This is a genomic window from Enterobacter sp. Taxon_2, assembly GCF_058355295.1.
This window is the reverse complement of the sequence record NZ_CM178024.1, coordinates 952,097-964,113: the sequence shown is the minus strand read 5'-3', so window position 1 is coordinate 964,113 and position 12,017 is coordinate 952,097. Positions and strand designations below refer to the sequence as shown.

At 54.2% G+C, this 12,017-nt stretch carries 11 protein-coding genes; 4 read left to right on the top strand and 7 right to left on the bottom strand.

The window, feature by feature from the left end; translation table 11 throughout:
• Positions 1–44: 44 nt before the first annotated feature.
• Positions 45–728, bottom strand: a complete 684-nt coding sequence (locus AC4IC4_RS04430; protein WP_417926935.1) for an extensin-like domain-containing protein — start codon at positions 726–728, stop codon at positions 45–47.
• A 103-nt stretch (positions 729–831) separates the two neighbouring features.
• Here AC4IC4_RS04430 and ddlA point away from each other — a divergent pair, with 103 nt between their 5' ends.
• Entirely contained in the window at positions 832–1,932 is a 1,101-nt protein-coding gene (gene ddlA / locus AC4IC4_RS04425; RefSeq protein WP_491472222.1) for a D-alanine--D-alanine ligase, read from the top strand.
• Here the strand turns inward: ddlA and AC4IC4_RS04420 are convergent.
• Positions 1,929–2,165, bottom strand: a complete 237-nt coding sequence (locus AC4IC4_RS04420) for a DUF2754 domain-containing protein (RefSeq protein WP_023334666.1) — start codon at positions 2,163–2,165, stop codon at positions 1,929–1,931. The genes ddlA and AC4IC4_RS04420 overlap by 4 nt on opposite strands.
• Positions 2,166–2,412: 247 nt before the next feature.
• On the opposite strand from AC4IC4_RS04420, the gene AC4IC4_RS04415 reads away from it, so the two are divergent.
• Positions 2,413–2,712, top strand: a complete 300-nt coding sequence (locus AC4IC4_RS04415; protein ID WP_024906782.1) for a DUF2755 family protein — start codon at positions 2,413–2,415, stop codon at positions 2,710–2,712.
• Here AC4IC4_RS04415 and AC4IC4_RS04410 read toward each other — a convergent pair.
• The 3 genes from AC4IC4_RS04410 to AC4IC4_RS04400 form a co-directional block, all read right to left on the bottom strand.
• On the bottom strand, positions 2,709–3,806 hold the full coding sequence (locus AC4IC4_RS04410; RefSeq protein WP_491472221.1) for a DUF1615 domain-containing protein: 1,098 nt from the start codon (positions 3,804–3,806) through the stop codon (positions 2,709–2,711). The two genes, AC4IC4_RS04415 and AC4IC4_RS04410, sit on opposite strands and share 4 nt — an antisense overlap.
• Before the next feature lie 14 nt (positions 3,807–3,820).
• A complete protein-coding gene (gene sbmA / locus AC4IC4_RS04405) occupies positions 3,821–5,041 on the bottom strand; it encodes a peptide antibiotic transporter SbmA (protein WP_148768968.1) in 1,221 nt (406 codons plus the stop codon).
• A 115-nt stretch (positions 5,042–5,156) separates the two neighbouring features.
• Entirely contained in the window at positions 5,157–5,690 is a 534-nt protein-coding gene (locus AC4IC4_RS04400) for an isochorismatase family protein (protein WP_024906779.1), read from the bottom strand.
• 204 nt (positions 5,691–5,894) lie between these two features.
• Between AC4IC4_RS04400 and ampH the strand changes: the two genes are divergently transcribed.
• Positions 5,895–7,055 carry a D-alanyl-D-alanine-carboxypeptidase/endopeptidase AmpH gene (gene ampH / locus AC4IC4_RS04395; protein ID WP_024906778.1) on the top strand — a complete coding sequence of 387 codons (1,161 nt, stop codon included), beginning with the start codon at positions 5,895–5,897 and terminating at the stop codon, positions 7,053–7,055.
• A gap of 2 nt (positions 7,056–7,057) precedes the next feature.
• Here the strand turns inward: ampH and AC4IC4_RS04390 are convergent, their stop codons facing one another.
• The gene (locus tag AC4IC4_RS04390; RefSeq protein WP_491472220.1) at positions 7,058–7,681 is read right to left on the bottom strand and encodes a helix-turn-helix domain-containing protein; all 624 of its coding nucleotides are present in this window, start codon (positions 7,679–7,681) and stop codon (positions 7,058–7,060) included.
• Between the two features lie 97 nt (positions 7,682–7,778).
• On the bottom strand, positions 7,779–10,553 hold the full coding sequence (locus AC4IC4_RS04385) for an autotransporter YaiT-related protein (RefSeq protein WP_491472219.1): 2,775 nt from the start codon (positions 10,551–10,553) through the stop codon (positions 7,779–7,781).
• Positions 10,554–11,004: 451 nt separating this feature from the next.
• Between AC4IC4_RS04385 and hemB the strand changes: the two genes are divergently transcribed.
• Positions 11,005–11,979 (top strand): porphobilinogen synthase, encoded by a 975-nt coding sequence (gene hemB / locus AC4IC4_RS04380; RefSeq protein ID WP_023334658.1) that lies wholly within the window; start codon positions 11,005–11,007, stop codon positions 11,977–11,979.
• The last annotated feature ends 38 nt before the right edge of the window (positions 11,980–12,017 follow it).

Sequence of the window (12,017 nt, the reverse complement as noted above, 5' to 3'; positions counted from 1 at the left end):
GAAATAAGTCACAATTCATCCATTTTCTGGCGGAATATTATGCTTTACCGACAGAGTCCGAAACCGCGCATGCCCAGATGAAAATGGTTGGCATGCGCCGCGTTATACTCCGGCCCCAGGCCGTTTCCGTAGTAGCCGCAGCTCGCCGCCAGCATGGCCTTCAGCCATGGCTGCGTTGTTGCCGCCTTCCAACCGTTCAGCACCGTGACGCGTTCCCCGTTCGTCAGACGAAAAGCGGCGATATCCAGCGCCTCAGCCGTAGCATGTTCACTGCGTCGCGCGTCAGGGCGGTGGTAAATATTGCGGCAGGCAAAGCTGCCGAGATGATCGATACGCGCCAGGTCGCTGCTCGTATAGCGTTTTGTCAGCGGCCGGGCCTGCTGGCTGATAAAGAGGGCTGAGCTGAGCGCCAGCGGACAGCTGGCGAGAAAACTGCTGTTCAGGCCGACCGGACCGAAGTCACGCACGCGCACAACGTTGTTAAGCGGACACGCGCCGCCGCTGTCAGCCACCGGCTGGGTGCGGATGAGATCTCTTTGGTTAGCCTGCGAAAGCAGGCTCGCGCACGCCTCGGGGGTTAAGCGCCGAAGCTTATACTGGGTGATTCGGCCCGGCGGGTCGTCAAGCGTCAGCGGCATGAAAGGGTTGTAGTAAGGCGGCAACCAGCGGTAACCCACCGTTGCGATGGCCAAAATGATAAATACGGTCAGCAGCGTTTTTCCTTTCACTCTCCCCCCTCAACATTCCCCAAAACATTATGGCAGAAGGCCGCGAAACCCGCCGGGCATCGTGGTATGTTATTGGCTTTTCGTCAGACTGGAAGAGAGTGAGATGGCTAAGCAGCGCGTAGGTATTGTCTTTGGGGGAAAATCAGCGGAACACGAAGTGTCATTGCAATCGGCCAAAAATATCGTTGATGCGATCGATAAAAGCCGCTTCGACGTGGTGCTGCTGGGCATTGATAAACAGGGCCAGTGGCACGTTAACGATGCCAGCCAGTATCTGCTGAATGCTCACGATCCGGCACACATCGCCCTTAATCCTTCGGAAGTGAGCGTCGCCACCGTACCCGGCGTCGTGAAGGGGCAGCTTATCGACGCTGGCAATGCACAGGCTCTCGCCCAGATCGACGTTGTCTTCCCTATCGTTCACGGCACACTGGGGGAAGATGGTTCCCTGCAGGGAATGCTGCGCATGGCCAACCTGCCGTTCGTCGGCTCGGACGTACTCGGCTCTGCCGCATGCATGGACAAAGACGTGACCAAACGCCTGCTGCGCGATGCCGGGCTGAACATTGCGCCATTCGTGACCCTCACCCGCGCCAACCGCGACAAACACAGCTTCGCGCAAATTAGCGGAGAGCTGGGTCTGCCGCTGTTTGTGAAGCCTGCAAACCAGGGCTCCTCCGTGGGCGTCAGCAAAGTGACCAGCGAAGCTGAGTTCACGCAGGCCGTCCGCCTGGCGTTTGAGTTCGACCATAAAGTGGTGGTTGAGCAGGGTATTAAAGGCCGTGAAATTGAGTGCGCCGTGCTGGGCAACGATTTTCCACAGGCGAGCACCTGCGGAGAGGTGGTGTTAAACAGCGACTTCTACTCGTACGACACTAAATACATTGATGACAAAGGCGCCCAGGTTGTCGTGCCTGCGGATATCGATCCGGCGGTTAACGATAAGATCCGGGCGATCGCCATTCGCGCTTATCAGACGCTCGGCTGCTGCGGCATGGCGCGCGTGGATGTGTTCCTGACGCCGGAAAACGAGGTGGTGATCAATGAAATTAACACGCTGCCAGGGTTCACTAACATCAGCATGTATCCAAAGCTGTGGCAGGCAAGTGGCCTGAGCTACCCGGAATTGATCACCCGCCTGATCGAACTGGCGCTGGAGCGTCACGCCGCCGACAGCGCGCTTAAAAGTTCCGTAAACGGTTAATCGGCGCGCTTCGCCGACTCCGCCTCATCCGCTGTCGTCTCTTCAGGACGACGGCGGATAATCAACCCCGCCAGCCAGAAACTGATCACCCAGGTCACCAGCCCAACGGCATACGTTTGCCAGCCTTTTGCCTCAAACCCCAACAGGCCCACGACACCATTAAGAATAAAGATCAGCCCGATAGCGAAGGCGTAGTAGTGCCAGTCACGGCGTAGTTTGGACGTGAGCTTCATAACAACTCCGGCAGGAAAAAAAGACATCCTCTCACAGTTTTACGGCCAGGTCTGTGGCAGATACGGAAATTCTGAAACGCGACGCAATTTCAGTTAAGTCATGAAATTGTGATGTGCTGCAGAAATCAACAATCCAGGAGGATTCCGGCGCGTAAATTACCACGATTCTGATATTGACAAATGCGATGACCTGTCAAACTCACCCTGTACGAAGCGTATTAACAGAGCGATTTATCCGGAGGTCATCATGGCTGACTTTACATTGTCGAAACCGATTTTTGGCGGAAAACCAAAAACCTCCACGGCGGGTAATATCGCGTATGCCCTGTTTGTCCTGTTCTGCTTCTGGGCTGGCTCACAGCTGCTCAATATGCTGGTCCATGCGCCAGGCGTTTATGAACACCTGATGCAGGTACAGGATAACGGACGCCCGCGAGTTGAGATTGGCTTTGGCGTCAGCACCCTGTTCGGCCTGATTCCCTTCCTCGCGGGATGTATGATTCTGGGCGTGGTGGCATTAGCGCTGCGCTTTCGCCGTCGCCGTTAAAGCCCCATACAGCGAGCCCGGCGATCGTCCACGCGTTTTGCGAACCACGCGGTGGTCAGGTTACGCGTGATCTTCGGGCTTTCCAGCTGGATCCCCGGCAGGATAGCCCTCGGTAACGTTTTCCCGCTTTTCTGCTCTGCTAGCGCAAACACCTTCTTGTACAGATCCGTTTTCTCAAAGGCCAGGCTATCGCCTTTCTCAAGCTGACGGCGAATGTCGCTGTTGCTCAAACCAAGCGTTGTCGATAATTTCCGTACGGCAAGCTCAGTGCTTCCCGCCTCGCTGCTGCCGTAAGCGATGAGATCGCCGTCCAGCGCGAGCTTAACGCCGCTTGCGCGGCTGACCGCACTCTGGAATGCCGCATTACGACTGGCATACCAGCCGGCGTTAAAGTCGGCAAAGCGGTACAGCGGCTCATCGTAGTTCGCCGGGTAGTTCAGCAGGTGATACGTGCCGAACCACAGCCCGCCGCGCAGGGAGAAGACCTCCTGGCGCACCGTGCCGTCGATTTTCCACGGGTAGCCGTCGGTATGCTTCTCCGCGAACGCGATGCTTACCTGCATTGGGCCTCCGGTGTGGACCGGGTTCAGTGAGCCAAACAGCTTCTGCCCCATTGGGACCATGCTGATGAAATCATCAAAGATGGCGCTAAGCTGTTTTTCGGTTTTCACCGTATCCAGCCGCTCGCTGTAACTTTTGCCGTTCGGTGAGGTGATTTTAAGCGCGGTATGCACGAGGAACGCCGGGATGTGCATGGACTCCGCGCGGCGGTCGATCTCTTTCCAGGCAATTTTATTCAGCCCCGGCACAGCCGGGTCTGACTGGTACATCGACTCCTGCTGCGCCACCGCCAGCACCGAACAAATGTTCTCCTCGGTCGGCGCGATCTTTTGGCTTTCAAAGGTTTTTGCCAGCGCGTCTGCCCACGCATTGCGATCCTTCACGCTGGCGGGCATTTTCTGCCGCACAACGCTTGCCACATCGACGGGCTTCTCCCCCTTTTTGAGCGGAGCAGCCCCTTTTTCGGCACAGCCTGCCAGCACAAGAGCGGCCAGCAAGGACAACGGTAACGCGCGCGGTACGGCAAAAGACATAGCAACGTCCTGTATTAGCTAAATGTGTTGGTGACTTCCTGCAGGTCACGATCGTCCAGCTCGCGTTCAAAGCTGCGCAGACGTTTGTAGATAGACATCAGTTCTACCAGCGTGGTCCAGGAGCTGATCAGGTACTGGAACGACCCACGAACCTGACCGAAAACGTTGGTGATCTGCGTCATCAGACCGAGCGTAATCGTACCCGCAACAATCGACGGGAACAGCAGGAACAAACCGAAAACGTTATCCACCTGCAGATACAAAATACGGGCAATGTTGAAATACATATAGTGGAAGTAGAGTCGGAAGTAGTTACGGCGTACGGCGCCAAACAGCTCGCGGACGGTCGGCGGCGAGGCGCGGTTGGCATCATCTTCGCCGTAAACCAGCTCTTTACGGTACGCGGCTTCGACGCGTTGATTTTTAAACTCCAGCCCCGGCAGTTTGATCCCCACCACCGCCAGCAGGCCCGTTCCCATCAGCGACCAGACGATCGCGGCAATCACCAGACCATACGGAAGATGACCGACAATAGGCAGATCCGGCACGTGCGCAGAGAGCGTCACCAGCACCGGCAGGAAGGCAATCAGCGTCATGATGGCGTTGATAAAACTGACGCCCATGTCTTCAAGGGTGGAGGCAAAACGCATGGTGTCTTCCTGCACACGCTGCGCGGCGCCTTCGATATGGCGCAGATGCTGCCAGTGCGCCATATAATGTTCGTTCATCGCGGTACGCCAGCGGAAAACGTAGTGGCTGACGAAGAAGTTGTTCATCACGCCGATGATAACCGCAATCAGGGCAATGCCGAGGAAGATGCCAACTTCATGGTAGAACTGGTTGATGGTCACCTTATGCGGCGAGCTGAGCGCGGTCTGGATCAGATCGTAGAACGGCGCATACCAGGCGTTAACCGCCACGCCCACCTCCACGAGGAACCAGGTCACAAAGATAATCAGCGATGTACCGAGGATCGACCAGTACTGCCAGCGGTGCGGAGAATAGACAAACCAGAACAGTGCAAACAGCCCTACGCACACCGTGTAGTAGGCGTAAAACAGCAGGTAGCTCAGCGACCAGAAGCGCGCCGCGCTAATCGGCACCTCGCCTGTCGCCCCCGTGATGCGCGTCAGCCATGCGCCGCCGCCCGCCTGCCAGAAAATGACAGCGATCAGTGCCCAAATAAATGCCGACAGGAAAAAAGGCCCCGGCTTTGGGAAAAAAGACTTAAACATAATGCTTCCTTCTTGTTGTTATGGCTGTTGCTGTGTACAACACGTCACCACACGAAAAACCTGCCCGAGCCAGCCTCCTGGCTCAGGCAAAAAGGTCAGACCCGATCGTTAATTATTAGTTCGCTTTCCAATTTTCAAGAATTGTATCGGTGCGTTTCACCGCGAGAGGATTCGCCGGCGCAATGAAGTTACGCCAGACGTCGTTGTGATGGTTAATCAGGATCTGTGCTTCAGCAGCCGGGCGATTGGCTGTAGTATGGGCATCTTCCGCCACGGTGATGTGATAACCCCGGCTGACGCCGTTCTTAACCGTCGCATCGACGCAGTAATCGGTGGCGCAGCCGCAAATGACAAACTCGCGAATGCCCTGCTCACGCAGCAGCGCCTCAAGCGCGGTGTTGTAGAAGGCATCACAGGCGGTTTTGGTCACGTAAAGCGCGTCAGCAGGTTGATGGAGTTCAGGCAGTAGTGCAAACCCCTCACTCCCCTCTTCCAGGCCACCAGCCTCAGTATGCTGAATAAAAATCACCGTGTCGGCTGCCTGCGTAAGCTGGTTGATCAGAGAGACACACTTTTCACGCTGATGACGAGGGGTTTCAAATACCCCGTTCTGCATATCGACAACCATAACCACACGCTTCTCAGACATACCGTTCTCCGTAAGATTGAGTGAAACTGGTGCCTATCATAAGCCCGATGTCACAAAATGGGAGATGGCTCGTAAGTAAATTGTTCATATTTACCCATGGTTACGTTTTTCTCGCTATCGTTATGCAATTCGGGGCATTGCGCGGTTCCGATTAGTAGTATAAATACCCATTACTTTCCTCATTCACTTCATGGATGCTTTTCGTTGAAACGTTGTCTGCTCTCTTTTGCCGCGCTGTGTGCGGTGAGCTTTTCTACCGCCCAGGCAGCCCAACCGCTGACGGCACCCGTTTTAGCTTCAGATATTGCCGATCGCTACGCGAACCTTATCTATTACGGCAGCGGCGCGACCGGGATGGCGATGGTCGTCATCGACGGCAACCAGCGTGTGTTCCGCAGCTTTGGCGAAACGCGCCCGGGAAATAACGTTCACCCGCAGCTGGATTCCGTTATCCGCATCGCATCCTTAACCAAGCTGATGACCAGCGAAATGCTGGTGAAACTGCTCGACCAGGGCGTGGTGAAGCTTGACGATCCGCTCAGCAAATACGCGCCGCCAGGTGCCCGGGTCCCCACGTATCAGGGGACGCCGATCCGGCTTGTGAACCTTGCAACCCACACCAGCGCCCTGCCGCGTGAGCAGCCAGGCGGGGCGGCGCATCGTGACGTATTTGTCTGGCCAACGCGCGACCAGCGCTGGAGCTATCTGAGTACCGCCACGCTGAAAGCGGCACCGGGCTCGCAGGCCTCTTATTCAAACCTGGCGTTCGACCTGCTGGCGGATGCCCTCTCAACGGCGGCTGGCAAACCCTATACGCAGCTGTTTGAAGAGCAGATCACCCGTCCGCTCGGCATGAAAGACACCACGTTTACCCCGTCACCGGATCAGTGCCGTCGCCTGATGGTGGCAGAGAAAGGCGCCAGCCCCTGTAATAACACGCTCGCGGCTGTGGGCAGCGGCGGGGTTTACTCCACGCCTGGCGACATGATGCGCTGGATGCAGCAGTTCCTTTCTTCAGATTTCTACGCTCGCACCAGCCAGGCCGATCGCATGCAGACTCTGATTTATCAGCGTACTCAGCTGCACCGCGTCATCGGGATGGACGTGCCGGGTAAAGCCGATGCGCTCGGCATGGGGTGGGTCTATATGGCGCCGAAAAATGGGCGTCCGGGTATTATTCAGAAAACCGGCGGCGGCGGTGGATTCATCACCTATATGGCCATGATCCCGCAGTCAAACGTGGGCGCGTTTGTGGTGGTCACCCGCTCCCCGCATACGCGTTTCGTCAATATGAGTGACGGGATTAATAACCTGGTGGCAGAACTGAGCGCCAATAAAGCCCAGGTGCTCACCGCGTCTAACTGATCTTAATATTCCGTGGGCAAGCGGTTGATGCTGACCAGCTTGCCCCGGCTCATATTGATATAGTTACCTTGCCGCAGGGCAGCGAGAACCTCAGCAACCACTGAACGTGAAATACGCGTACTTTGTTGAATATGATTCATCACACCGATTTTTGAACGCAACGTTTCATCCCACTCCGCCATATTCAACAGCATGGCGCGGATCTGATGATAGGAATTATTTCCCACCAGCTGCATATCGCGTTTCTCAAGAATGTAGTTTATCCAGGATAACCAACCGAAGGCCTCTTTCCATAGCGCGTGCTGTTGTATAAGTTGACGGGTGGTTTCAGTGGGCAAATAAAAACCCGTGCAGGATGTTTTGGCTATCACTCTATATTCCTGACAGTGATTAATCATCACTGTGGACAAACCCAAAATAAACGGCGCTGTCGCGATGCCCACAAGCAGTTCATCTGAATGTCGATAGATTTCGATAACACCGGTTTGGAATACGATGGTACGGGGCTCATTACATTCACCGGATATAATTAATTGTTTTGGAGCAGATTTAAAAGGGGTACTGGCTGATTTCAAACACTGTTCGAGCCGGCGTAATTCAGAAAGTGGTTTCGCATTAACCTTCATGCAGACCTCAAGGCATCCGTATTTGTCGGTTCAATATTATTTTTATTACTTCTGTAAAAAGCGGGGGGAGGTAACACCTCCCCCCCGCTTTTATTTATTACCAGGTATATTTCACACCCAGGTTTGCGCCCCAGTTCTGATCAACGTCGCCGCCGCCCAGATAAGTGGCATCAGTGTAAGCACTGAAGTTCTTCGTGAAGCTGAACTGGGTGCCCAGCCCTACGCGCACAGCGGAGCCTTTAACGCCGTTATCAATGCTGTCACCGTTAATGTCGGCATTGTTATCAGCATCGTCATAGACCCAGGCCAGTTTGAAGTAAGGCGTCAGAGCCTGATCGCCGCCGTAGTTGAAGGTGTAACCCGCATCAACACCGAGTTCATAACGCAGGCTATCGTAAGATTGCCCATCCATGCGCATGTCATTGCTGAGGCGATAATCATCGCCAGACTGGAACAGGCCAGACACGGCTGCGTATGGTGTGACGTAGCCGGACAGGTTTGGTTTCCAGTCATAGCCCAGTTTCAGCCCAAAACCAACCGCGTCATTGGTGGTGTTGCCGTCAACATACTGGCCGTTGCTCATGTTAGCAGAGAGATCGCTGTTGAAGCGGGTGTAGCTCAGGGAGCTGTCGAGGAAAAGATCGTTCATGAACTTCGCAGACGCGTAGATCATCGCCGTCTGGCTGTCCTGATCGACCTGACCGGTACGATCGCTGATATCCCCCTTCGCGAAACCTGCCGCACCACCGACGATCCACTTCGCATTATTACCGTCAATCTGGGTATCCAGACCGACCATAATACCGCTCACGTCCTGATCGTAGCTAAGAACGCCATTGTCGCCGTCGAAGTTACCGCCGAAGTAACTCACCCACGCCCCGCCGTTATCCGCCAGGCCGTGACGGCTGTTGGTCAGACGCGTACCAACGGTATCCTGCTGCAGATTCCAGATGTTGGTGTTGGCAGAAGGGATGCTCAGCGCCATATTGGCGTAGTCGGTCAGCGCTTTCTGCTGGAGGACAACGGCGTCACCCTGCTGCTGCGCCTGGTAGGTGTAGGCACCTAAATCGGCTTTGTTTGCAGCAGTAAAGCTGGCTGCAGTATCCGCGTTATTGTCATAGACGCGAATAATCTCTTTGTTTTTGTAATCGGTGACGGAACCGGCTCCGGTCGCGTTGTCGATACGGACCTTGTAGTTACCGGCGACGTCACCGTTCACTGACAGATGGCCTTCAGAATTAATCGCCACAACGCCGTAGTCGTAATCGGCATTGTGCTTATCGTTGGTGATATAGCGTGCGTTGTTCAGATCGCTGTTCAGCACGTAATCACGGCTGGCAACGTTCAGCACACCACCATCGGTCAGTACCATATTGTGCGTATCAACCTGTCCCAACCCCAGCGCCAGCTCTGCACCGTTATCCACGGTGATGGTGTTGGCATACAGATCGGCCGTTTCTTCCGTCAGTGCCGCACGGCTATAGCTGTCCAGATACAGATGGTCGGTGGCCACGCCGCCGCTGTCGCCGATATTCAATGAGGAAGCATTAGTCAGGGTGATGGTATCCGCCAGCAGACCTGAGTTTTCAACATTGACCTGAGACTGGTTATTTACCGTCAGCGTGTCGATGTTAGACACCTTGCGGGTATCCCACTCGGAACCGTTATCCAGCGTGATGTTAAAGAGACCGCTCTGATACACCGCTTCGCCCGCAACATGTCCGTTGCTGTCATAGGTGGAGTCTGGCCAAATGCTGTTTGGGGACAGAGCGCTCCAGTCTACGTTGCTGTAGCCCAGGCCATACATCTGCGCCGTGCCGATAGCCTCGACGCTCGACTGCGCTGCACCAACCCATTTGCTGCCATTGGTCAGGGTAACGTCCAGCTTATCGGTACCGTCCCAGCCGTTGGTGGTTGGGTTATAGATACCGTCTGCACTGGTATCCGTTGCCGGATCGCCGTTCGGGTAGAAGTTGTTGTCGAAGGTACTGGAGAAAAGAATGTCTCCAGTCACGGTGGAGTGATCGAACGTGGCGCTGGTCTGCATCGCGTTATCAGACGCGCTGGCGGCCACAATCAGCGCCGCATCATCTGCCGCTGTCGCGTTGGTTTCACCATAGTCGCTCGGCTTCGCGGTTTGACCGTAGAATCCGCTGGTACCTAAATCGCTGTACGCACCAGAAGTCAGTACCGAATCTTTCACCAGTAGCGTGTCGGTAAAGACGTTGCTGCTGTTGGCTACGCCTTCAACACCGTCGTACGGGGTATTATCCAGCTCCTGATACCCCTGCGTCAGGGTAATACCCGCGACGTGAGAGTTATTCTGGATAACAATATCCGATTCAACATCCAGGGTAATTGCATTGCCCAACCCATAGGTATCAAGATAGTGGGTTTCGGTATTATCGCCATTTACCACATTGTAAGCATAATGCTCATAGGTGTCGTTAATGGTGGAGTGATCAACGGTCAGGCTAAAACGATCGTACTGAGAATGGGTCGTGCCGTCGGTGTCTATACTATCAGCACACGAGGTGGTCATACACTCAGAGGTAATCATGCCATTAATGGTACTGTTGGAAATGCTTAATGCATTAGCCCGACCATTGATACCATCATCCAGATAGTATGTTGAAATAATACCATTCACGGTGGATTTATTAATCACCGGATAAATATCACCGTCGTGGGTAACGTCTGAGTAATCCCAGTCGGCATAGCCATAATACCAGGGGGTGGACACTGTATTATCGTATCCGAAGGTATTATAAGTTGTACCGGAAATATCCTTCGCACTGGCCTGAGAAGCGATAGCCAGGGTGCAGGCTAATGCAAGTTGAGATACAACGAGTTTCTTTTTCCATGTTTGCATTGGGTCATCCCTCCTCAGGGACGTAAGCAAGTTTGTCCATCAATGAATTTGCAATATTTAATTGCGGAGGGAATTATGCAGTTTCATTTCGAAAAGGTTCAATGAATGTTTCCATTAAGTCCGTATCCAGACCAATAACACATCAAAAACAACAAACGCAGGGTTCACTCAAGATAAATATTATAAAAACAAAACGTTAAAATACAGACAAGCGAAGGAGAAATATATAACAACAAATAATAGATCATTTTTAATGATGCATCCCACTTAATATAGAAACAACACGAATACCTCACCCCCTATCAGTAATATACTAACCTGTATTAAATATTGATGAAATGAAACCTGACCTGCCGCATTTCGCAAAAAGCAAAATGCCCACTTTAGTAAAACACCCGTCTTCACTTTGAGGTACACTAGCCTTCTTTGTTCCACAAACATCAGGCATACCATGACCGATTTAATTGCACGCCCACGCCGCCTGCGCAAGTCACCTGCACTGCGCGCTATGTTTGAAGAGACAACCCTGACCTTAAACGATCTGGTGTTGCCGATTTTTGTCGAAGAAGAGATCGATGACTACAAAGCCATCGAAGCCATGCCGGGCGTCATGCGCATTCCGGAGAAATATCTGGCGCGTGAGATTGAACGCATCGCCAACGCGGGGATCCGCTCGGTGATGACCTTCGGCATCTCACACCATACCGATGCCACCGGCAGCGACGCGTGGAAAGAAGATGGCCTCGTCGCCCGCATGTCCCGCATCTGCAAAGAGACCGTGCCGGAAATGATCGTCATGTCCGATACCTGTTTCTGCGAATACACCTCACACGGCCACTGCGGCGTGCTGTGCGATCACGGCGTGGATAACGATGCCACCCTGCTGAACCTTGGCAAGCAGGCTGTCGTCGCGGCCGCGGCCGGTGCAGACTTCATCGCCCCATCTGCGGCAATGGACGGACAGGTTCAGGCGATTCGTCAGGCGCTGGACGCGGCGGGCTTTACCGACACCGCCATCATGTCTTACTCCACCAAATTCGCCTCCTCCTTCTACGGCCCGTTCCGTGAAGCGGCGGGCACGGCGCTGAAAGGCGATCGTAAAACCTATCAGATGAACCCGCTGAACCGCCGCGAAGCGATACGTGAATCCCTGCTTGATGAAGCCCAGGGCGCAGACTGCCTGATGGTGAAACCGGCTGGCGCGTACCTTGATATCCTGCGCGATATCCGCGAGCGCACCGAGCTGCCGCTGGGCGCTTATCAGGTGAGCGGTGAGTACGCGATGATCAAATTCGCCGCCCTGGCGGGTGCCATTGATGAAGAGAAAGTGATCCTGGAAAGCCTGGGGGCGATCAAACGCGCGGGCGCGGATCTGATCTTCAGCTACTTCGCGCTGGATCTGGCCGAGAAAAAAATCCTCCGCTAATCTTCACCAAACTGCAATACAACCGACATCTGCTCCTT